Origin of the sequence: Streptomyces sp. RPA4-2 (genome assembly GCF_012273515.2) — a bacterium.
In the GTDB taxonomy this organism is placed as follows: Bacteria; Actinomycetota; Actinomycetes; order Streptomycetales; family Streptomycetaceae; genus Streptomyces; species Streptomyces kaempferi.
On the sequence record NZ_CP050975.2, the window covers coordinates 3943831 to 3964565 of the forward strand.

The following is a 20735-nucleotide window of genomic DNA, read 5'->3' on the forward strand; positions in this document are numbered from 1 at the left end:
TTCGTCGACATCATGTGGCGCATATCCTGATGGATGAGGTGTAAGTGTTCATAACGCGACACTCCGCCCATCCGTTCCGGTCGAGGGAAGTAAAAAAATGGGTTGAACCCGGTCATGTGCACCGGGTTCAACCCATGCGTGGCGTTCCGCGCGGAAGCCGCGACGCTCAGCGGGAGGTCACAGCAGGCCGTCCCACATCTGTTCCAGCAGGACCGACCACCAGCTCTCCGGCGAGCCGAGCGCAGCCGGGTCGAGAGAGGCGAGCTGGGCCTGGAAGTCGACGGTCCAGCGGCCCGCCTGCTCCTGGTTGAGCCCGAACCGCAGCCGCCACATCCGGCCGAGCAGCGCCAGGCAGCGCGCGAACTCGGGCAGACCCGTGTTCACGAACTGGGGCGGCACCGGGGCACCGCCCGGACCCGCCTCCACCGGCACGGCCACGATGTTCGCCGTGCCGTACTGGACACAGATCGCCTTGCCGAAGTCGCTGCCCATGACCAGGTACGAACCCGCGTCCGGCGCCGGATGCACCCCCCGCTCCTGCGCCAGCTCGGCGAGCGTCGGCACCGGACGGCCGGGCTGAGCCTGCGCCCAGAAGAACGGGCCCATGTCGACCGGGAGTCCGGCCACCACCAGGGTGTGCGCCACGACGTTCGGCACGCCCTGACGGGAGACCGCGACCTGGTCGAACCGGAACACGCCCGGTCCGAACGCCGCCGCCAGCTCGTGCCCGATCGCCTCCGGCGGAACCGGCGCCGCGGGCTGCACCGGCGGGATCGGCGCCCGCACCGGCGCGGGGCGCGCCGGGCCGTCCGCCACCTGATGCAACTCGCCCTGGTGCGCGAGCAGTTCGTGCATGCCCTGCTGACGGCTCGCGTGGTCCGTACCGTACGGGGCGATGCTCGTGATCCGTGCCTGCGGCCAGGTCTCCCGGATCATCCGCGCGCAGTACGCGCCAGGCAGCTCGCAGGACTCCAACTCTGTGTGCAGCTCCAGCACTTGCTGCGGCGGCACGTTCATCGCCCGCAGTTCGTGCAGCATCTGCCACTCCGGGTGCGGGGTGCCCGGAGCCGAACGCCGGATCAGCTGCTGCTCCGAGCCGTCCTGCGCGCGGTAGCGCAGCACGGCCTGGTAACCGGGGCCGACGGTCGGCTGACCGGTCGGCGGGTACCCGTACGCCGGGGGCTGCTGGCCGGGAGGCATGGGTTGGCCAGGAGGCATCGGCTGGCCCGGGACCGGGCCGCCCATCGGCCGGCCCGGCATGGGCTGACCCTGCATGGGCTGACCGGGCATCGGCTGCGGTGCGCCCTGCGGCACTCCGGGCGCCTGCGGGGGCGGCGGTGCGCCGGGGCCGCCGGACTGCGGGCCCGCCAGCATCGTCGCGGCGTGGTGGACGCCGGGGGGCTGACTGCCCGGGGCCGCGGGAGCACCCGGGACACCAGGGGGCTGGGGCGCGCCGGGGACACCGACGGGCGGACCCGCCAGCATCGTCGCGACATGGTGGACCCCGCCGGGAGGGGTACCGCCCGGAGGCTGCGGAGTGCCGGGCGCACCAGAGGGCTGGGGCGCACCGGGAGTGCCGGGCGCGGCAGGCGCTCCGGGCGGGCCCGGGACTCCCGGTGCCGCCGGGCCCCCAGGGCCGTCCGGGCCCAGCTGGGAGACGAGTTGGTGGGCACGTACCCGCCCGCCGGGGTGCCCGGGGCACCGGGCCCGGACGGCGCGGGCGCGCTGCCCGGCCGTGCGCCCGGCGCGCCCGGGGCGCTCGGCGGAGGCGGCGCCCCGCGCGGCGGCTGTGCCTTGCTGGTCGCGGCGTCGGCGATGTCACCGGCGTTCGGGGGCAGCGGCCGGGGAGGCGCCACGGGGGCACCCGGACGGGCGGGCGGCTGGGGGGAGTTCGGCGCGCCGCCGGGCCCCTGCGGGTAGCCGTACCCGGGCGCGCCCGCGGGAGGCGTGCCCTGCGGACCGCCGGGAGCGGAGGCACCGGGCGGCGGAGGCGGCGGGGTACCTGGGGCACCACCGGGCCCCTGCGGGAACCCGTAGGCGGGCGGCGCACCCGGAGGAGGTGTGCCGGGCACCGGCGGACCCTGGGGGTAGCCGTACGGCGGCGGGGCCGGCGCGGGGTCGTCGAGCGCGGGGGCGACCGCCGTGCGCGGAAGCTGGCTGCCGCCGGAGATCAGGGCCGTCTTGGCGTCCGCGATCGCCCCGGGCAGCGGTGTGCCGGTGTCGTCGACATCGATCAGGGGCGGTGCGAACACCGTCGCCGGCAGCGGTACGGAACGGTCCTCACCCGCGTCGGCGTTGGTGTCCGTCCCCGCCCACGGTGTCGCCGACGCGGGCACCCGCGGCGGTCCCACGGCGTCCCGCGGACCCGCGTCGGGCTCGTCACCCGCCGCGGCGGCGGGCCACGGCGTGGCTCCGCCGGAGACACCGGAGACACCGGAGACACCAGAGGTACCGGGGAGACCGGGTGCGGTGCGCGGTCCGGCTCCGAAGGGCCCTCCGTGCGGCACCGCGTCCTCCGGCTCACCCGGCGCCGGAGCCACCGGACCACCGCCCGTGGAAGCCGGACCCTGCCCCGGGCCCGATGCCGCGGCGGCCGCGGCCGGACGCGATCCCGCCCCGTCGGAGCCGGAAGCGCCGGACGCCCCCGGACGCCGGTCCGGGATCCCCAGCTTGTCCGCGGCCTCCTGCAGCCACTCCGGGGGACTCAGCAGGAACGACGTCTGGTTGAGGTCGACCCGGGCCGAAGGCGCCGGCGCGGGTTCCGGGGTCCCGTCCGGTGCCCCGTACTCCTCCTCGTAGCGGCGGATCACCTCACCGACCGGGAGTCCGGGCCACAGTGTCGCCTCGCCGCTGTCCCGCGCGATGACGAGCCGCTGCGCGCCGCCGTCCGAGCGCGGACCGTCGGCCCGGTCCTCCGCCCAGACGACGAAGCCGAGTTCGAACTCCCGGACCCGCACCTCACGGTGCTGGTAGCCGGGCACATCGCCGTTGATCCACTCTTCCGCGCGCTCCTGCGCCTGCGCGAAGGTCACCATCGGACGTTCACTCCCCCACCGAAGACACGGAAGAGACGGGAACGGCGTGCGCGAAGCCGCCGTCCACCATCAGGTTCGCCACCGTCTCCAGCTCCGGCGGATTGCCCGCGAGCCGGGACAGGAACTGGTCGAAGTCGGCGCCGCAGGACAGCAGCAGCCGCTGCACCCGCTCGGGCGGCGGCCACGCGTCCTGGTCGCGGGCGTCGTCGTAGGCGCAGAACCACACCGACCCGATCGCGTCGCCCTTCACCTTGACGGCGAGCAGGCCGCCCTGCACGAACCCGACGCACAGGTAGTCCTTGGTCAGATGGTCGCGCAGGCACTTGTTGATGTAGACGAGGTCGTTGACCGCGGCCTCTTCGCGCACCGTGAAGAAGGGCTGGTCGAGCAGGAGTCCGAGTTCCGCGTCGAGCACGGCACCCATCGGCGCGCAGCCGCCCGCCGCCTTCAGGAAGGAGCGGTAGGCGCCCGGCAGCCGGTACCCGAGATCCTCCTCGACCGCCAGCACCTGCTGCTCCGTCACCGCCACCGAGGACTTCGGCAGTCCGAAGTGCGCGGGCCGCGTCTCCTGCAACGGCCGCGTCCCGCGCTTGCTGTGGTCGACGTTCGTGGTCGCGATGCCACCGTGGTGCCGCAGCAGCGCCTTCACCTCGACGGGGACGAGCTCCAGCCGCCTGGTACCGGCCACGTGATGCCACGTCCAGCCGTGCGGCGTGGCCACGGGCGGGATCGTGTCCCACAGTTCGTGTCCGGTCGCGGCGAGCGCCGCGTTCGCGGACACGTAGTCCGTCAGGCGCAGTTCGTCGACGCCGAAGCCCTCCGGGGGTTCGGCGATCTCCGCGGCGGCACGCGCGTACGCCGAGAAGTCGGGGTAGCCGTGCGCGTCGACCCGTACACCTCTGGGGTGTCGAGCGGCCCGGACGGGATCCGGGAAGTGCACGACCTGCCCGGCGTAGGCCGCGTTCGGCGGCGCGGCTTGCTGCCCGAGCCGACCTGTCGTCATGGCTGTTGCCCCCTGCGGCGTTCTCAATAGCTGTATGGATCGCGGATGTCGACAGCCTATGCGGTTGAAGGACACCGGTCACCGGGCCTCTGGTTCCGTGACCTGTCGTCACCTCGCCGTGACGGTGCGACGAAGACCGGGCGTGTCGCGCGCCCCAGCTTCCCCACCCGCCACGCCGTTTGGCAGTCTGTAGCCGCATCGGGGGATGCACGGGAGGGAAGAGCGATCATGAACGCGACGCATACAGGCACGTCCGGGGACCCGCGCGTCGGCTGGAGCAGCTCCGAGGCACCGCACACCCCCACCCTCCTGCACCGCCGGGACGGCATACTTCCGACCGTCGCCGCCGCCCTCTCGGTGCGTGGCGCGACCCTCACGGGCACCGCGGCCCGCGGCGACCAGCCGCCCGCCCTGCACCCGTTGGTCCAGGACTTCCTCGACACCCTCACCAGCACGCAGCGCGACCGCTTCACCGGCCGCTGCGCCGAGGCGATCCTGATCTCCCGGCACATCACCGGCCTGGACGCGGCACGCAGCAAGCGGGCCGCGCGCAAGCCGATGACCAACGGCGAGGCGCGCAGGGCCCTCAAGCAGGCCAAGCTCACCGCGCGTCGCATCCGCGAGGACGGCGACCCGCTGCACGGGAGTTTCGCGGCGCCCTGTCGTGCCTGTACGGCGCTCAGCGAGCACTTCGGTGTCCGCGTCGTCGATCCGACGGCGTCAGCCGACGCCTGAACCCATCCGTACCCGTACCCGTACCCGTACCTAGGACGGCGCCCCTCTTCCCCTGTCCTCCCGCCTCGCCGCGCCGCCGGACTCCCGTCCCCCGACTTCCTTGTCCCCCGATCCCATGTCGCTCGACGAACGAAGGGCAGATGCACGCCGACCGCACCTCCACCACACGCTTCTCCGTCCCCGTGGACGCCGCGCTCCGCTCCGCGGGGTGGCAGCCCGGACGCTGGGACATAAAGCAGGCCGAGTACTGGGCCGACGCGCTGCGGGAGCACGAGTCGCCCGCCGGGCACCGGCACGCCGTGTTCCCGGCCGCGGTGGAGGCGTGGGCGGAGTTCGGCGGTCTGCGGGTCGTGCCGTCCGGGCCCGGTCGGCAGCTCGCGCCGACCGCGCTCCACCTCGACCCGTTGCACGGGCTGCACATGGCGCGCACCCTTGGTGACCTCGGGCGGGCGCTGGATGCCGAGGTGTGTCCGCTGGGGGAGGAGTCCGACTCGCGGGCGCTGCTCGCCATCGACAGTGAGGGGCGGGTCTACGCGCTCGATCACACCGGGGACTGGTATCTCGGGCCGGACATCGACACGGCCCTGACGACCCTCGTCTCCGGCATCGAGCCGGCTCGGCTGACCGCCGGCTGACGCCGGACGCCTTCGCCGCCCCTACCCGTCCCATCCTCTGCCTGGGGCTCCGCCAAGGGGCTGCCGCCCCCTGGACCCCCGCATCGCCCGAAGGCCTCGTCCTCAAACGCCGGACGGGCTGACATACCCAGCCCGTCCGGCGCTTGAGGACAAGGCCCTCAAGGCCGGCCGGGGGTCTGGGGGCGGAGCCCTCAGGGGATGGCGTCGGCGAGAGAACCCGGGGTCACGAAAGGAGCCGCTCAGCCCTCCGCAGGAAGCACCGCCGACACCCGGAAACCACCCGCGTCCGTGGGACCGGAGACGAACACACCCCCGAGCGCGGCAACACGTTCCTTCATCCCCAGCAACCCGTTGCCCCCGCTGGGAAGCCGCACCGCGGACTCCGCCCCCGGCTCGGGCGGGCACTCGTTCTCGACCTGCATGGCGATCTCGGACACCCGATGGGCGAGCCGCACATACGTCTTCGCACCGGCCGCGTGCTTGTGGACGTTGGTCAGCGCCTCCTGGACGACCCGGTAGGCGGTCTGTTCGATCTCCGGCGCGTACGGCCGCGTATCGCCCTCGACCGAAAGGGCGACCACCATCCCGGCCGCCGCCGACTGCCCGACCAGCTCGTCCAGTTCCGCGAGGCTGGGACCGTCACCCGGATCGTCGGCCGCGCGCGACGCCGCCGCGGCCGCCGCCATGCCCACCGCCGCCAGCGGCACCGGCTGGGGCCGCGAGGCCAGCCCGTCCCCCGTGCGCAGCACGCCCAGCATCTCGCGCAGCTCGGTCAGCGCCTGCCGTCCCATGTCGCCGACCAGCGCCGCGTTGCGTACGGCCTTCTCGGGGTCCTTGCGGGCCACGGCCTGAAGGGCCGCCGCGTGCACCACCATCAAGGACACCCGGTGCGCGACCACGTCGTGCATCTCGCGCGCGATCCGCGTCCGCTCCTCGTTGCGCGCCCACTGCGCCCGCTCCTCGGCCCGCTCGGCCAGCAGCTGCAACTCCCGCTCCAGCGAGTCGGCCCGCTCCCGCAGGCTCTCCATCAGCCGGCGCCGCGCCCCCACGTACAGTCCGAGCAGGACGGGCGGGGCGGTCATGCCGATGGCGGTCGTGATGGAGACGAAGGGGACGAACCAGTCCCCCATGGTCACGTCCCCGCGCACCATGCCCTGATGGGCCCGGACGAACGTGACGATCAGCATGCCGGCGAAGGACATTCCGGCGAGCGCCGCGATGATCCGGCGCGGCAGCTCGGACGCGGCGAGCGTGTACAGCCCGACGAGTCCCATCGCGAAGCCCATCTGCGCGGGCGTGATCGCGATCGACACCAGCACGACGGCGATCGGCCACTTCCGCCGCAGCAGCAGCACGGACCCGGCGAGCAGACCGAACACCGCGCCCACCGCCGCCGGCAGGCCCGCGTCGTGTGCGAACGGAATTCCCTCTGTCGCGCACTCGGCCGCCGACATCGCCGCGAGGCCCGCGTCGAGCGCGGCGCCGCGCCACCTGACCCACCACCACGGCCCTGTCCCGGCCTCGGTGTGCTCTTCCCCCGTCGTGGTCATGCCTCCAGCCTACGTTTGCTCCCCGCCCCTTTTCCGGTGAGTTTCGCCTCCTCTCCGGCGCCGCGCCCCGCCGCCGATCGGACGCGAAACCCGTGGGTATCCCTCGAACTGCCGAATCGCTCACTGTTCGACCTTGGAAGCCGGTGCGCATCAGTACCGTCGCGGCGAAGGTGCCCGGTACGGCATAGTGTTGGGTGCCCACTCGGCGGCCTGACTAAATGTCCGGCTCAGTCGGGTTTGATCCCCCGTGGTGTAATTGGCAGCACTGTGGCTTTTGGTGCCATCTGTCCGGGTTCGAGTCCTGGCGGGGGAGCCATGACCGATTCGGGCCCTGACAGTTCCGTCGGGGCCCGCTCTCATGTCACTCCTGATACGCCCCGGTATCCTGCGGTTGTCCACACCCCAGTCATCCGTAGCCGAAGGGCATTCCCGTGAGCGCCAATCGCCCGGCAGCCGTCGTCGTTCTCGCAGCGGGTGAGGGCACCCGTATGAAGTCGGCCACACCGAAGGTCCTGCACGAACTGTGCGGCCGTTCCCTGGTGGGCCATGTCCTCGCGGCCGCCCGCGCGTTGGAGCCGGAGAACCTGGTCGTCGTCGTGGGCCACGCCCGCGAGCAGGTCACCGCGCACCTCGCCGAGTCCGACCCCTCGGTCCGCACCGCCGTACAGGCCGAGCAGAACGGCACCGGGCACGCCGTCCGCATGGCGCTCGAAGAGCTCGGCGGCGGCATCGACGGAACCGTCGTCGTGGTCTGCGGCGACACCCCGCTGCTCAGCGGCGAGACCCTGCGCCGGCTCGCCGCGGCCCACGACACCGACGGCAACGCCGTCACCGTGCTCACCGCCGAGGTCCCCGACGCCACCGGATACGGCCGTATCGTCCGGGACGGGGCCAGCGGTGCCGTCACCGCGATCGTCGAGCACAAGGACGCCACCGAGTCGCAGCGGGCGATCCGGGAGATCAACTCCGGGGTGTTCGCCTTCGACGGGCAACTGCTGGCGGACGCGCTCGGCAAGGTGCGCACCGACAACAGCCAGGGCGAGGAGTACCTCACCGACGTGCTGGGCATCCTGCGCGAGGCCGGGCACCGGGTCGGCGCCTCCGTCGCCGCCGACCACCGGGAGATCGCCGGGATCAACAACCGCGTCCAGCTGGCCGCGGCCCGCCGCACCCTCAACGACCGGCTGCTGGAGCGGGCCATGCTCGCCGGCGTCACCGTCATCGACCCGGCCTCGACCTGGGTCGACGTCACCGTCACCTTCGAGCAGGACGCGATCGTGCACCCCGGCACCCAGCTGCTGGGCGCCACGCATCTCGCCGAGGGCGCCGAGGTCGGGCCCAACTGCCGCCTGAAGGACACCGGAGTGGGAGCGGGAGCGCGGGTCGACACCACGGTCGCGGACAGCGCCGAGGTCGGCCCCGAAGCCACCGTCGGCCCGTTCGCGTACCTGCGCCCCGGCACCCGCCTCGGCCTCAAGGCCAAGGTCGGCACGTACGTCGAGACGAAGAACGCCACGATCGGCGAGGGCACCAAGGTCCCGCACCTCTCCTATGTGGGCGACGCCACGATCGGCGACCACTCGAACATCGGTGCCGCCAGCGTCTTCGTGAACTACGACGGGCAGGACAAGCACCACACCACCGTGGGCTCCCACTGCCGTACCGGTTCGGACAACATGTTTGTGGCTCCCGTCACGGTGGGGGACGGCGCGTACACCGCGGCGGGCTCCGTCATCACCAAGGACGTACCGCCCGGTTCGCTCGCCGTGGCCCGTGGCCAGCAACGGAATATCGAGGGTTGGGTGGCCCGCAAGCGTCCCGGGAGCGCGGCCGCGAAGGCCGCCGAGGCGGCCTCCCGTGAGCCGGAAGGCGAAGCCTGACCGGAAACAGGTGCGTCTGACACGGCGTACCGTGATAAGTGCACACCCGCACCGTGCACCCGCACCCCCAGCTGAGACGGACTTCCGCGCCCAGTGGAGTTGTCCTCTCACCATCCAGCTGAGACACCTCTGAGGAGACAGTGCTGTGACCGGGATCAAGACGACCGGCAAGAAGAAGATGATGTTCTTCTCCGGCCGCGCCCACCCCGAGCTTGCTGAGGAGGTCGCCCACAAGCTGGGTGTCGGGGTAGTCCCGACGAAGGCCTTCGACTTCGCCAACGGCGAGATCTACATCCGCTACCAGGAGTCCGCCCGCGGCGCCGACTGCTTCCTGATGCAGAGCCACACGGCTCCCATCAACAAGTGGATCATGGAGCAGTTGATCATGATCGACGCCCTGAAGCGGGCGTCCGCGCGGAGCATCACGGTCATCGTGCCGTTCTACGGTTACGCCCGGCAGGACAAGAAGCACCGCGGACGTGAACCGATCTCGGCACGTCTGATCGCGGACCTGATGAAGACGGCGGGCGCCGACCGCATCCTCACCGTCGACCTGCACACCGACCAGATCCAGGGCTTCTTCGACGGCCCGGTCGACCACCTCTTCGCGCTGCCGATCCTGGCGGACTACGTGGGTGCCAAGGTCGACAGGTCGAAGCTCACCGTCGTCTCCCCGGACGCGGGCCGGGTGCGCGTCGCCGACCGCTGGTGCGACCGCCTGGACGCCCCGCTGGCGATCGTGCACAAGCGCCGCGACAAGGACGTCGCCAACCAGGTCACCGTCCACGAGGTCGTCGGTGACGTGAAGGGCCGTGTCTGTGTCCTCGTCGACGACATGATCGACACGGGGGGCACGATCTGCGCCGCCGCCGACGCCCTCTTCGCGCACGGCGCCGAGGACGTCATCGTCACGGCGACGCACGGTGTGCTCTCCGGTCCGGCCGCCGACCGTCTGAAGAACTCCAAGGTGAGCGAGTTCATCTTCACGGACACCCTGCCGACCCCGGGCGAGCTGGAACTGGACAAGATCACGGTGCTCTCCATCGCGCCGACGATCGCCAACGCGGTGCGCGAGGTCTTCGAGGACGGCTCGGTGACGAGCCTGTTCGAGGAGCAGTAGAGATCCTTTTGGGTGTGGCCTTCCCGCCGAGTAGACTGCGCGAGTTGCTCGGCGAGGGAGGCCACACTTCTGTGTGGCGGTCCGTTATCGACGCGCTCTTCGTAGCAGGCCGTTGTTCGGCCGGGTGACTCATCCCCAGGCCCTTCGGGTCCCTTACTACGAGGAGTGAACATGTCCGAGGTCAAGCTCGCCGCCGAGACCCGCACCGAGTTCGGCAAGGGCGCCGCCCGCCGCATCCGCCGCGAGAGCAAGGTTCCCGCGGTCGTCTACGGCCACGGCACCGACCCCGTCCACATCGCGCTGCCGGGCCACGAGCTGCAGCTCGCCCTGCGCACCCCGAACGTCCTGCTCACCCTGGACATCGAGGGCAAGACCGAGCTCGCGATCCCGAAGGCCGTCCAGCGCGACGCCATCAAGGGCAACCTCGAGCACGTCGACCTGCTCCTCGTGAAGCGCGGCGAGAAGGTCAACGTCGAGGTCTACGTCCACACCGAGGGCGAGCTGGCCCCGGGTGCCTACCTGCTCGAGCACGTGCTGAGCACGCTGACGGTCGAGGCCGAGGCCACCCACATCCCCGAGTCGGTCACCGTCTCCATCCAGGGCCTGGAGGCCGGCGCGGCCATCCTCGCCAAGGACATCCCGCTCCCCAAGGGCACCACGCTGGCGATCGACGAGGACGCGGTCGTCCTCCAGGTCCTCGCCGCCCAGGCGGAGGAGGCCCCGGCGGACGCCGAGGCCGAGACCACCGAGGCCTGATTCCTCCCGGAATCTCATTCGCCGGCCGCCGCTCCCTTCCGGGGCGGCGGTCGGTGCGTTGTCAAGGACGCAGGCGCATCAAGGACCCATGGGAGACACCGACGTGACGACGGACCCCAACGCCCCCTGGCTGATCGTGGGCCTCGGCAATCCCGGCCCCGAGTACGCCATGAACCGGCACAACGTGGGCTTCATGGTCGCCGACCTGCTGGCGGAGCGGATCGGCGGCAGCTTCAAGCGCGCGGGGAAGGCCCAGGCGCAGGTGATCGAGGGCCGTATCGGCCCGCCCGGACCGGCGAACCGCCGGGTGATCCTGGCCAAGCCGATGTCGTACATGAACCTGTCCGGCGGCCCCGTGAACGCGCTGCGCGACTTCTACAAGGTGCCGCTCGCCCACGTCGTCGCGATCCATGACGAGCTGGACATCGACTACGGCGTGCTGCGGCTGAAGCTGGGCGGCGGCGACAACGGGCACAACGGGCTGAAGTCCATGACGAAGGCGATGGGCCCCGACTACCACCGGGTGCGCTTCGGTATCGGGCGGCCCCCGGGCCGGATGCAGGTCGCCGACTTCGTGCTCAAGGACTTCGCTTCGGCCGAGCGCAAGGAGCTGGGCTACTTCGTGGACCGGGCCTCGGACGCGGTGGAGTGCCTCGTCATCGACGGGCTGGAGCGGGCGCAGGGCACGTACAACTCCTGAGCGGCGGTGCCGGGGACGGCCGGCTCCCGAGCGGCGGCCGGGGATGATCGACGTACTCGTACAACTGCCGACTTGTCCCCCGGCCGAGTTGACCGGACGCACGGCCATGGCCAAGGATCGCCGCCATGTCCGCCGCCTCGCGCAAGCGCCCCCGCAAGAACGCGCACACGGCGCTGCGGTTCGGGCGGCTCGCGGCGATGGGGACGGTCACCGCGCTGATCCTGATCGCGGGTGTCCGGGGCTCCTGGGGCGCGGCTCAGCACGTGATGCTGGGCAAGGGCCGGGAGCAGGGGACGATGACCGTGACGGCCTGCTCGGAGGAACGCTGCACCGGTCCGTACCGGCCGGTGTCGGCGGGTTCCCGGGCGCGGACCCGCGTCACGATCGAGGAGTCGGCCGCGGTGCGCGAGGGGCGCACGTACGCGGTCACGGTGAAGCCCGGCAGCGATGACGTGGTCCGCAGCGGCCCGGCCGGACTGCTCTACGCGTGGGTTCCGTTCGGCGGCGCGCTGCTGCTGGCCTCGGTGGTGGTCGCGGGCGGTCTGCGGCTCACCCGGTCGGCCTGGGTGATGGCGGGCGCCGGGCTCGCGCTGCTGACGGCGACGTTCCTGGCCGTGTGAAGCCGACGGCGGTACCCCCGGACCGGGGGTACCGCCGTCGGTCGTCCGGGGATCAGCCGGTGTTGCGCAGGCCGGCCGCCACACCGTTGACGGTCAGCAGCAGGGCCCGCGACAGCAGCGGGTCGGGTTCCGCGCCCGCCGCGGCCTCGTCGCGCTGGCGCTTGAGCAGGGCGACCTGGAGGTAGGAGATCGGGTCCAGGTAGGCGTCGCGGATCGAGAAGGTCTGCTGGAGCACGGGGTTGGTGTCCAGGAGCCGCTCGCCGCCCGTCACGCGCAGCACTTCGCTGACGGTGAGCCGGTGCTCGGCCTCGATGGTGGCGAACACGTGCTTCAGCTCGTCGGGGACGAGGGTGTCGACGTAGTGCCGGGCGATCCGCAGGTCCGTCTTCGCGAGCGTCATCTCGACGTTGGAGAGGAAGTTGCGGAAGAAGTGCCACTGCTCGTGCATCTCGTCGAGCACGGTGTCCAGACCGGCTTCGCGCAGGGCCTTCAGGCCGGAGCCGACGCCGAACCAGCCCGGCACGATCTGCCGCGACTGGGTCCACCCGAAGACCCACGGGATGGCCCGCAGTCCGTCGAGCGAGACGCCCGAGCCGGGGCGGCGGGAGGGCCGCGAGCCCAGGTGCAGGTCGGCGAGCTGGTCGACCGGCGTGGAGGCGAGGAAGTACGTCGGCAGGTCCGGGTCCTCGACGAGCCGCCGGTAGGCGGAGTGGGCGGCCTCGGAGACGACGTCCATGGCCGCGTCCCAGCGGGCCAGTGCCTCGTCGGACTGGCGCGGAGCGGTGTGCAGGGCGGAGGCCTGGAGGGTGGCGGCGACCGTCAGTTCCAGGTTCTCCCGGGCCAGCGAGGGCACGAGGTACTTGTCGGAGATGACCTCGCCCTGCTCGGTCACCTTGATCTCGCCCTCCAGGGTGCCCCAGGGCTGCGCGAGGATCGCGTCGTGGGAGGGGCCGCCGCCGCGGCCGACGGTGCCGCCGCGGCCGTGGAAGAGGCGCAGACGCACGCCGTACCGGTGGGCGACGTCGCGCAGCCGCCGCTGGGCGCGGTGGATCTCCCACTGGGAGGTCGTGATGCCGCCGAACTTCGACGAGTCGGAGTATCCGAGCATGACCTCCTGGACGTCTCCGCGCAGCGCCACCAGGCGCCGGTAGGAGGGGTCGGCGAGCATGTCGTCCAGGATCACGTCGGCCGCGCGCAGCTCGTCGGTGGTCTCCAGGAGCGGCACGATGCCGATCTTCGCCCAGCCACCGTGCAGGTCGAGCAGACCCGCCTCGCGGGCGAGGACGGCGGCGGCGAACACGTCGTCGGCGCCCTGGCACATCGAGATGATGTACGACTCGATGACCTCGGGCCCGAAGACCTCCAGGGCCCGCTTCACCGTCTGGAAGACGCCGATGGTCTTCTCGCCGGCGGCGTCGACCGGTGCCGGGGTCGGGGCCAGCGGGCGCCGGGAGCGCAGTTCCTTGGCGAGGAGCTTGGCGCGGTACTCACGGGGCATGTCGGCGTAGCGCCAGGACTCCTCGCCGAGCCGGTCGAAGAGCTGGCCGAGGGCGTGGTGGTGGGCGTCCGCGTGTTCGCGTACGTCCATGGTGGCGAGCTGGAGACCGAAGGCGGCCAGCGTGCGGATGGTGCGGTTCATACGGCCGTCGGCGAACAGCGCGCCCCGGTGCTCGCGCAGCGAGCTCTGGATGAGGGTGAGGTCGCGCAGCAGCTCGGCGGTGCCGAGGTAGTCGCGGCCGGCCTCGTGCGGGATACCCCTGGCGAGGCGCTGCTTGGTGTTCTCCAGCTTCTGGCGGATGCAGGTGGCCTTGAGCCGGTAGGGCTCCTCGGCGTTCAGCCGCTTGTAGCGCGGGCTGATCTCCGGCAGTCGCTCCAGGTCGGCCTGGAGGGAGACCAGCAGTTCCTCGGTGGCGCCGGTGTACCGGATCGAGTTCGACAGGAAGCCGCGCAGTTCGTCGATCATCTCCAGCGCGTCGTTGATGCCGTGCTCGTGCTGGAGGATCAGGACGTCCCAGGTGACGTCGGGGGTGACGTTCGGGTTGCCGTCGCGGTCGCCGCCGATCCAGGTGCCGAAGGTCAGCGGCCGGGTCTCGTCGGGCACCTTCACGCCGACGCGCTCCAGTTCGGCGGTGAGGTCCTCCAGTACGTCGCCGACGGCGCCGGCGTGCAGCTCGTCCAGGTAGTAGATGGCGTTGCGGGCCTCGTCGGTGGGCTCGGGGCGGACCACGCGCAGCTCGTCGGTCTGCCACACCAGGTCGATGTTCTCCGCCAGCCGGGTGTCGTAGCGGCGGCGGTCGGCCTCGATGACGGGGGTTTCGAGCAGGGCGGCGATACGGCGCAGCTTGTTGAGGACCGAACGGCGGGCCGCCTCCGTCGGGTGGGCGGTGAAGACGGGGCGGACGTTGAGGTTCTTGACCGTCTGGCGCAGGTGCTCCGGGTCGGCGTCCTTGAGCCGGTCGGCGGTCCGGGAGAGCAGTCCGCCCTCGGCGGCCCGCTTGGCGCGCAGCTCGCGGCCGCGGTGCACCTGCTCGGTGACGTTCGCCAGGTGGAAGTAGGTCGAGAACGCGCGGACCAGCTTGACCGCGGTCTCCAGCTCGGTGCCGCGCAGCAGCTCGGCGGCGGCCTCGCCGTCCTCGCGGGTCAGGCGGCGGACCTTCTCGACCAGTTCCAGGAGCTCGGGGCCCTCCTGGCGGACGAGGGTCTCCCCCAGCAGGTCACCCAGGCGCCGGATGTCGGCGCGCAGCTCGCTGCTGGTCGTCGTGGTCTGGTCGTCGGCACTGCTCACAGGTGCGGCTCCTTGCAGTGTGGAAGCTCGGCTGAAGAGTGTGGAAGCTCGTCTGAAGCTCGTCTGGGAGGGAACCCGGGTGACGACCGCGCGGCGGCTGCCGCTTAGGGACGTGGCATCCGGGAATAAACAGAACGGACCGCGCTGTCCGACCGACTCCAAGGATAGGTGTCCAGGTGGACGCGCAGGGTCTCGGGCTGTTGCCGCTCGGCAGCGCGCTGCCATACTTACGATGCCGTAGGTTACGGAAGCGTAGGGATTCCCGTCAGACAACGGGAGAACCCTGGGAGCCGTACCCGGCCACTCTCTTCCCCACCCTCGAATCCCACAGGGGACGCCCATGAGCACGAGCTCCGATGTGATCGACGATGCCCCGGGGGCGAACGACGACCCCTCGATCCCTCCTGCCACGCTGGGCGGAGAGAAGAAGGGGTCACTCGAACAGCTCACGCTCCTCCTCTTCATCATCGTCCCGTTCCTCGCGCTGCTCGCGGCGGTACCGCTGGTCTGGGGCTGGGGAGTGAGCTGGCTGGATCTCGGCCTGCTGGTCTTCTTCTACTACCTGGGCTGTCACGGCGTGACGATCGGCTACCACCGCTACTTCACGCACGGGTCCTTCAAGGCGAAACGCCCGCTGCGGATCGCGGTCGCGATCGCGGGGTCGATGGCGGTCGAGGGCCCGGTGGTCCGATGGGTCGCCGACCACCGCAAGCACCACAAGTTCTCCGACGCGGAGGGTGACCCGCATTCGCCATGGCGGTACGGCGAGACGGTTCCGGCGCTGATGAAGGGCCTGTGGTGGGCGCACATCGGCTGGATGTTCGATGAGGAGCGGACCTCGCAGGAGAAGTACGCCCCCGACCTGATCAAGGACCCGGCGATCCGTGCGATCTCGCGCCAGTTCATCTACTGGACCCTGCTCTCGCTCGCGCTGCCGCCCCTGATCGGCGGCCTGGCGACGATGTCCTGGTGGGGCGCGTTCACCGGCTTCTTCTGGGGCTCACTCGTCCGGGTGGCCCTGCTGCACCACGTGACCTGGTCGATCAACTCGATCTGCCACGCGGTGGGCAAGCGCCCGTTCAAGTCGCGTGACCGCTCGGGCAACGTGTGGTGGCTTGCCGTGCTGTCCTGCGGCGAGTCCTGGCACAACCTGCACCACGCCGACCCGACTTCGGCCCGGCACGGGGTGGAGCGCGGCCAGCTGGACTCCTCGGCCCGGATCATCCGCTGGTGCGAGCAACTGGGCTGGGCGTACGACGTGCGCTGGCCGTCACGCTCGCGTATCGATTCCAAGCGCGACACCGACGGGTCCGCCTCCCGGCGCGAGACGGAAGCCCCCGACCCGGCATGATTGACGGCGTGGCGACCGACTCCAGCAGCACCCCAGGCAGCAACGAAAAGCCGCGGCGTGCGCGTCGCACCCGAATGACCGGTGCCGAGCGCCGTCAGCAGCTGCTGGAGATCGGCCGCACGCTGTTCGCCGCGAAGGGTTTCGAGGGCACGTCGGTGGAGGAGATCGCGGCCAAGGCGGGCGTCTCCAAGCCGGTGGTCTACGAGCACTTCGGCGGCAAGGAGGGCCTGTACGCGGTGGTGGTGGACCGTGAGATGCGCCGGCTGCTGGACATGGTCACCGGCTCCCTGACGGCGGGCCACCCGCGGGAACTGTGCGAGCAGGCCGCCTTCGCCCTCCTGGACTACATCGAGGAGTACACGGACGGCTTCCGCATCCTGGTCCGCGACTCCCCCATCCCCCAGTCCACGGGCTCCTTCGCCTCGCTCATCTCCGACATCGCCACCCAGGTGGAGGACATCCTGGGCCGCGAGTTCAAGAACCGCGGTTTCGACTCGAAGCTCGCCCCGCTCTACGCGCAGGCGCTGGTCGGCATGGTCGCGCTGACCGGCCAGTGGTGGCTGGACGTCCGCAAGCCCCGCAAGGCCGAGGTCGCCGCGCATCTGGTGAACCTGGCCTGGCACGGCCTGGACGGCCTGGAACCGAAGCCCCGCCTGATAGGGCACCGCAAGAGCTGAGGGGGCGGTCGGAGCTCGATATTGACCACAAGATTAATCTTGTGGAATCATCTGCGCATGACTGAGATTGCGATCAGCGCGGCCCGCTCCCAGCTCGGAGATCTTGTCCGCCGGGCGGCCCACGGCCGGGAGACCATCGCCCTCACGGACCACGGCCATGTGGCAGCGCTCCTCGTCTCCCCTCAGGTCATAGAGGATCTCGAAGACGCCCTCGCTGTCGCCGACTATCAGCGGCGCAAGGCCGAGGGCACGCTGGAAGAAGGCATCCCCCACGCGGAAGTCGGGCGAATGCTGGGGCTGCGTCCGTGACGTACCGCATCACGTGGGAACCGGATGCCACGAACACGGCAGTACGGTTCCTCAAGGACGACCCCACGGAACTCGCCGCGGTCTACGAAGCCGTCGACGCACTCGCCGAAGCCCCGCGGCCTGCCAACTCCACTCCCTACGGATCTCAGATCAGGCGTCTCCGCGTCGGCGACCATCGGGTCCTCTACCTGATCGACGACGAGGCCATCCGCATCCTCGTCATGAACCTGGGGCGTACGCCCTGACCACCGGCTCCAGGAACTCCAGCCGGTTGCCGACGGGGTCCTCGGAGTAGAAGCGGCGGTGACCGGGCAGGTCGTCGTCCCAGGCGACCTCGGCCCCGTGGGACTCCAGCCGGGCGGCGTAAGCCTCGATGTCCGTGACCCGCAGCCCGGGATGCGCCTTCTTCGCGGGCCGGAACCCCGCCGGTCCCCCGCTCCCGGAAGCGCCCTCGATCCCCAGGTGCAGCTGCACGGCCCCCGCCCGGAACCAGCAGCCTCCGCGCGCGGCCAGGACGGGCGGCTTGGGGATCTCGGTCATCCCGAGGGCGTCGACGTAGTAGCGGCGCAGGAGGTCCTCCGACCCCGGCGGGGCGGCGAGCTGGACGTGGTCGATGGCGGCGAGCACCCTCAGGCCTCCTTCCGCGCGACGGCGAAGATCCGGCGGAAGGGGAACACGGTGCCGTGCCGGGTCGCCGGGTACGCCTCGCGCAGCGCGTCCCGGTACTCGGCGACGAAGGCCTCCGCGTCCGCCCCCAGCTCGGTGAGGACCGGCCGCAGCCCGGTTCCCTTCACCCAGTCCAGGACGGGGTCCTCGCCGTGGAGAAGATGCAGGTACGTCGTCTCCCACACGTCGGCCGCGCAGCCGAGGGCGGTGAGCTGCTCCAGGTAGACGGCCGGGGTGTGCACGGCGTCGTCGTGGCGCAGCGCCTCGGCCAGGCGGTCCTTCCAGCGGGGGGAGTGGGCGAGTTCGCGCATCAGGCGGTGGCTCGGGGCGTCGAAGTTGCCGGGGACCTGGAAGGCGAAGGTACCGCCGGGGGCGAGGCCCGCCACCCAGTCGGGGAAGCGGGTGACATGTCCGGGCACCCACTGGAGGGTCGCGTTGCTGATCACCAGGTCGTACGGTTCCGCGGGTGTCCAGGTCCTGGCGTCCGCCGGGGCGAAGTCGAGACGGCCGCCGCCCGGGGTGGGGCCCGCGAGCGCCTCGGCGCGCGCCAGCATCTCCGGGGAGCTGTCCAGGCCGGTGATCCGCGCGGTGGGCCAGCGTTCGGCCAGCACCGCCGTCGCGTTCCCGGGGCCGCAGCCCAGATCGGCGACGCGGGCCGGGTCACCCGGCAGCTCCGGGACCCGGGCGAGGAGGTCGGCGAAGGGGCGTGCGCGGTGGCCGGCGTGACGCAGGTACTGGCCCGGGTCCCAGGTGGGGGCGGTGGCAGGCATGGGCAGACCTCCTCGAAGTCGCGTACGGACATCATGTCCGGGCGGAGCTCCACCCTCACATCCAAGTATCTCGACGTCAAGAGACTTCACATCAAGAGACTTCACGTCGACACAACCACTACACTGATCGTCATGGAGGACGAGGTCGATCGGCTGGTCGGAGCGTGGCGCCGGGAGCGCCCTGACCTCGACGTGGAACCGCTCGAGGTACTCAGCAGGGTCAGCAGGCTGGCCCGGCATCTGGACCGCGCCCGACGGCTGGCGTTCTCGGAGCACAGCCTGGAGCCCTGGGAGTTCGACGTCCTGACCGCGCTGCGGCGCGCCGGCGCCCCGTATCAGCTCTCCCCCGGCCAACTGCTCACACAGACCCTCGTCACCTCCGGCACGATGACCAACCGCATCGACCGGCTGACACAGAAGGGTCTGGTGGAGCGCCTCCCGGACCCGAGCGACCGACGGGGCGTCCTCGTACGCCTCACCGACGAGGGCCGCGACCGCGCCGACCAGGCACTGGCCGGGCTCCTCGACCAGGAGCGCGCGATCCTCGCGGAACTCAGCAGGGCTCAGCGCGGCGAACTCGCCTCGCTGCTACGCCAGTTGACCGCCCCGTTCGACAACATCCCCGGCTAGGTCGACGGGCCCGACCCCGGCCCGCCGGGCGAGGGCGACCGCGGCGAGCGTCGAGTGCACGCCCAGCTTCCCGAGCACGTTCTGCATATGGGTACGCACGGTGTGCGGCGAGAGGAACAGCCGCTCCGCGACGGCCTTTCGCCCCAGTCCCGCGACCATGCACCGCAGCACCTCCCGCTCCCGGGGCGTCAGCGACTCCACCAGCCGCTCGCTCTCGGTGCGGTGCTTGCGCGCGGCCGTCAACTCCCGCAGTACACCGGTGAGCAGGGCGGGCGGGAGATGCGTCTCGTCCCGCAGCACACCCCGTATGACGGTGAGGAGCCGCGACAGGGAGCAGTCCTTGGCGACCCAGCCCGAGGCACCGGCCTGCAGGGCGAGCGCGGCCCGGCGCGGGTCGTCCTTCTCGGCGAGTACGACGATGCGCACCCCGGGCTGGCCCGCACGGACGCCCGCGACCAGCGAGATGCCGTCGACCAGCCCGTCCTCGTTGCTCTCCTGCACCGGGACGGCGGGCCTGGCGCCCGGCACGTTGCCGCCGAGGTCGGCGTCCACGAGCAGCACGTCGAACCGGCGGCCCTCCGCCGCCGCCCGTTCCAGGCAGCGCAGCGCGGCCGGGCCGCTGCCGGCGGCGGACACGTCGACATCGGGCTCGGCGGCCAGAGCCGCGGCGAGCGACTCGGCGAAGATGCGGTGGTCGTCGACGACCAGGACTCGGATGCGAACCACAGAAACCCCCTTCCCCACGCTCCTGAGGAGCAGGGGATACCCCATTGTCGGGGGACGACCCGCGCAGGTACGACACCCGGAGAGAACCCGAACCGGTCTCCGGCTCGGAGAACGGGGCGCCGCAGCCGCACGGCCGCCGCCGTGCTGGAAGTGCTACCCCCACTCCGGGTGTCGTACCCGGCTGTCTCGCCCCCTGATCAGCACCGGCCCCCACCGGTGCTGTTCATCAGAGTACGGCCGGGGGCCGGGAGCGGAAGGTAATTTGCAGAACTGATTGGCCGGGGCGTTTAGGGTGAGTCGTATGTTTCGTATGGAGACAGAAGTCGACAAAGACCGACGTGAACTGCTCCGCCAACGGCTGCTCGACACCAACACGGAGGCGTCTCCCGTCCTGCGCGCGCTGCGCGGGACCCCGGCCGAGCGGGAACTTCCGCTCCACGTCTGGGCCATGGACTCCGCCGGCGAGCTCGCGGGCGGGCTCGTCGGGCACACCTGGACGACGTGGCTGCACGTGACATACCTGTGGGTGGACGGCGTCCACCGGGGTTCCGGCCTCGGTTCCCGTCTCCTCGCCGAGGGGGAGCGTCTCGCGCGGGAGGAGCGCGGCTGTCTCGCCGCCCGGCTGGAGACGTGGGACTTCCAGGCGCCCGGGTTCTACAAGAAGCAGGGCTACGAGGTGGTGTGCGTGGTCCCGGACTATCCGCCGGGGACCACGGAGTACACGCTGACCAAGCACCTGGGCTGACCCGCGGGTTCTTCCGCCCCCGCCGCCCCTACCCGACCCATC

At 71.4% G+C, this 20735-nt stretch carries 19 protein-coding genes, 1 tRNA gene and 1 pseudogene; 14 read left to right on the top strand and 7 right to left on the bottom strand.

Annotated features, from left to right (window positions below; all coding sequences use genetic code 11):
- Window positions 1–177: 177 nt before the first annotated feature.
- Both HEP85_RS17080 and HEP85_RS17085 read right to left on the bottom strand, forming a co-directional pair.
- A pseudogene (locus HEP85_RS17080) lies at window positions 178–3035 on the bottom strand (SUKH-4 family immunity protein).
- Between the two features lie 7 nt (window positions 3036–3042).
- Window positions 3043–4038 carry an SMI1/KNR4 family protein gene (locus HEP85_RS17085; RefSeq protein WP_168528511.1) on the bottom strand — a complete coding sequence of 332 codons (996 nt, stop codon included), beginning with the start codon at window positions 4036–4038 and terminating at the stop codon, window positions 3043–3045.
- Window positions 4039–4266: 228 nt separating this feature from the next.
- Between HEP85_RS17085 and HEP85_RS17090 the strand changes: the two genes are divergently transcribed.
- Entirely contained in the window at window positions 4267–4773 is a 507-nt protein-coding gene (locus tag HEP85_RS17090) for a YwqJ-related putative deaminase (protein WP_168528512.1), read from the top strand.
- A gap of 140 nt (window positions 4774–4913) precedes the next feature.
- Window positions 4914–5408, top strand: a complete 495-nt coding sequence (locus HEP85_RS17095) for an SUKH-3 domain-containing protein (RefSeq protein WP_329288264.1) — start codon at window positions 4914–4916, stop codon at window positions 5406–5408.
- A gap of 239 nt (window positions 5409–5647) precedes the next feature.
- Here HEP85_RS17095 and HEP85_RS17100 read toward each other — a convergent pair whose 3' ends face one another.
- Complete coding sequence (locus HEP85_RS17100) at window positions 5648–6958, bottom strand: sensor histidine kinase (protein WP_168528514.1); 1311 nt, start codon at window positions 6956–6958, stop codon at window positions 5648–5650.
- Between the two features lie 241 nt (window positions 6959–7199).
- Between HEP85_RS17100 and HEP85_RS17105 the strand changes: the two genes are divergently transcribed.
- From HEP85_RS17105 to HEP85_RS17130, 6 genes are all read left to right on the top strand, one after another.
- Window positions 7200–7274 (top strand) — tRNA-Gln (locus HEP85_RS17105).
- 115 nt (window positions 7275–7389) lie between these two features.
- Entirely contained in the window at window positions 7390–8838 is a 1449-nt protein-coding gene (glmU, locus tag HEP85_RS17110) for a bifunctional UDP-N-acetylglucosamine diphosphorylase/glucosamine-1-phosphate N-acetyltransferase GlmU (RefSeq protein WP_329288269.1), read from the top strand.
- A gap of 145 nt (window positions 8839–8983) precedes the next feature.
- Entirely contained in the window at window positions 8984–9958 is a 975-nt protein-coding gene (locus HEP85_RS17115; protein ID WP_168528515.1) for a ribose-phosphate diphosphokinase, read from the top strand.
- A gap of 171 nt (window positions 9959–10129) precedes the next feature.
- A complete protein-coding gene (locus HEP85_RS17120) occupies window positions 10130–10714 on the top strand; it encodes a 50S ribosomal protein L25/general stress protein Ctc (RefSeq protein WP_168528516.1) in 585 nt (194 codons plus the stop codon).
- Window positions 10715–10802: 88 nt separating this feature from the next.
- Entirely contained in the window at window positions 10803–11414 is a 612-nt protein-coding gene (pth, locus tag HEP85_RS17125; protein ID WP_168528517.1) for an aminoacyl-tRNA hydrolase, read from the top strand.
- A gap of 125 nt (window positions 11415–11539) precedes the next feature.
- Window positions 11540–12034, top strand: coding sequence for a hypothetical protein (locus HEP85_RS17130; RefSeq protein ID WP_168528518.1), 495 nt, complete (start codon window positions 11540–11542; stop codon window positions 12032–12034).
- Between the two features lie 52 nt (window positions 12035–12086).
- Here the strand turns inward: HEP85_RS17130 and ppc are convergent, their stop codons facing one another.
- Entirely contained in the window at window positions 12087–14819 is a 2733-nt protein-coding gene (ppc, locus tag HEP85_RS17135) for a phosphoenolpyruvate carboxylase (RefSeq protein ID WP_168528519.1), read from the bottom strand.
- Window positions 14820–15159: 340 nt separating this feature from the next.
- On the opposite strand from ppc, the gene HEP85_RS17140 reads away from it, so the two are divergent.
- The 4 genes from HEP85_RS17140 to HEP85_RS17155 are packed head-to-tail and all read left to right on the top strand — an operon-like array spanning window position 15160 to window position 17401.
- Window positions 15160–16170, top strand: coding sequence for a fatty acid desaturase (locus HEP85_RS17140; RefSeq protein ID WP_168528520.1), 1011 nt, complete (start codon window positions 15160–15162; stop codon window positions 16168–16170).
- Window positions 16167–16847, top strand: coding sequence for a TetR/AcrR family transcriptional regulator (locus HEP85_RS17145; protein WP_168528521.1), 681 nt, complete (start codon window positions 16167–16169; stop codon window positions 16845–16847). Before HEP85_RS17140 ends, HEP85_RS17145 begins: the two co-directional genes overlap by 4 nt.
- A gap of 57 nt (window positions 16848–16904) precedes the next feature.
- Entirely contained in the window at window positions 16905–17156 is a 252-nt protein-coding gene (locus HEP85_RS17150; protein WP_168528522.1) for a type II toxin-antitoxin system Phd/YefM family antitoxin, read from the top strand.
- Entirely contained in the window at window positions 17153–17401 is a 249-nt protein-coding gene (locus HEP85_RS17155) for a type II toxin-antitoxin system RelE/ParE family toxin (RefSeq protein ID WP_168528523.1), read from the top strand. The genes HEP85_RS17150 and HEP85_RS17155 overlap by 4 nt, the downstream gene beginning before the upstream one ends.
- Here the strand turns inward: HEP85_RS17155 and HEP85_RS17160 are convergent.
- Together HEP85_RS17160 and HEP85_RS17165 are read right to left on the bottom strand one after the other, a co-directional pair.
- The gene (locus HEP85_RS17160; RefSeq protein WP_168528524.1) at window positions 17376–17783 is read right to left on the bottom strand and encodes a VOC family protein; all 408 of its coding nucleotides are present in this window, start codon (window positions 17781–17783) and stop codon (window positions 17376–17378) included. The two genes, HEP85_RS17155 and HEP85_RS17160, sit on opposite strands and share 26 nt — an antisense overlap.
- A 2-nt stretch (window positions 17784–17785) precedes the next feature.
- Complete coding sequence (locus tag HEP85_RS17165; RefSeq protein ID WP_168528525.1) at window positions 17786–18592, bottom strand: trans-aconitate 2-methyltransferase; 807 nt, start codon at window positions 18590–18592, stop codon at window positions 17786–17788.
- Between the two features lie 132 nt (window positions 18593–18724).
- On the opposite strand from HEP85_RS17165, the gene HEP85_RS17170 reads away from it, so the two are divergent.
- Window positions 18725–19222 (top strand): MarR family winged helix-turn-helix transcriptional regulator, encoded by a 498-nt coding sequence (locus HEP85_RS17170; RefSeq protein WP_168528526.1) that lies wholly within the window; start codon window positions 18725–18727, stop codon window positions 19220–19222.
- Here the strand turns inward: HEP85_RS17170 and HEP85_RS17175 are convergent.
- Window positions 19181–19948, bottom strand: coding sequence for a response regulator transcription factor (locus HEP85_RS17175; RefSeq protein ID WP_153290129.1), 768 nt, complete (start codon window positions 19946–19948; stop codon window positions 19181–19183). The two genes, HEP85_RS17170 and HEP85_RS17175, sit on opposite strands and share 42 nt — an antisense overlap.
- A gap of 301 nt (window positions 19949–20249) precedes the next feature.
- Here HEP85_RS17175 and HEP85_RS17180 point away from each other — a divergent pair, with 301 nt between their 5' ends.
- On the top strand, window positions 20250–20693 hold the full coding sequence (locus tag HEP85_RS17180; protein ID WP_168528527.1) for an N-acetyltransferase: 444 nt from the start codon (window positions 20250–20252) through the stop codon (window positions 20691–20693).
- The last annotated feature ends 42 nt before the right edge of the window (window positions 20694–20735 follow it).

What these genes read in the sequence shown, in the direction of transcription:
- HEP85_RS17180 (WP_168528527.1), top strand. Translation starts at nt 20,250, where the DNA reads ATGTTTCGTATGGAGACAGAAGTCGACAAAGACCGACGTGAACTGCTC.
- HEP85_RS17100 (WP_168528514.1), bottom strand. Translation starts at nt 6,958, where the DNA reads ATGACCACGACGGGGGAAGAGCACACCGAGGCCGGGACAGGGCCGTGG.
- HEP85_RS17150 (WP_168528522.1), top strand. Translation starts at nt 16,905, where the DNA reads ATGACTGAGATTGCGATCAGCGCGGCCCGCTCCCAGCTCGGAGATCTT.
- HEP85_RS17170 (WP_168528526.1), top strand. Translation starts at nt 18,725, where the DNA reads ATGGAGGACGAGGTCGATCGGCTGGTCGGAGCGTGGCGCCGGGAGCGC.
- HEP85_RS17090 (WP_168528512.1), top strand. Translation starts at nt 4,267, where the DNA reads ATGAACGCGACGCATACAGGCACGTCCGGGGACCCGCGCGTCGGCTGG.
- HEP85_RS17120 (WP_168528516.1), top strand. Translation starts at nt 10,130, where the DNA reads ATGTCCGAGGTCAAGCTCGCCGCCGAGACCCGCACCGAGTTCGGCAAG.
- HEP85_RS17130 (WP_168528518.1), top strand. Translation starts at nt 11,540, where the DNA reads ATGTCCGCCGCCTCGCGCAAGCGCCCCCGCAAGAACGCGCACACGGCG.
- HEP85_RS17095 (WP_329288264.1), top strand. Translation starts at nt 4,914, where the DNA reads ATGCACGCCGACCGCACCTCCACCACACGCTTCTCCGTCCCCGTGGAC.
- pth (WP_168528517.1), top strand. Translation starts at nt 10,803, where the DNA reads ATGGGAGACACCGACGTGACGACGGACCCCAACGCCCCCTGGCTGATC.
- HEP85_RS17085 (WP_168528511.1), bottom strand. Translation starts at nt 4,038, where the DNA reads ATGACGACAGGTCGGCTCGGGCAGCAAGCCGCGCCGCCGAACGCGGCC.
- HEP85_RS17165 (WP_168528525.1), bottom strand. Translation starts at nt 18,592, where the DNA reads ATGCCTGCCACCGCCCCCACCTGGGACCCGGGCCAGTACCTGCGTCAC.
- HEP85_RS17140 (WP_168528520.1), top strand. Translation starts at nt 15,160, where the DNA reads ATGAGCACGAGCTCCGATGTGATCGACGATGCCCCGGGGGCGAACGAC.
- HEP85_RS17145 (WP_168528521.1), top strand. Translation starts at nt 16,167, where the DNA reads ATGATTGACGGCGTGGCGACCGACTCCAGCAGCACCCCAGGCAGCAAC.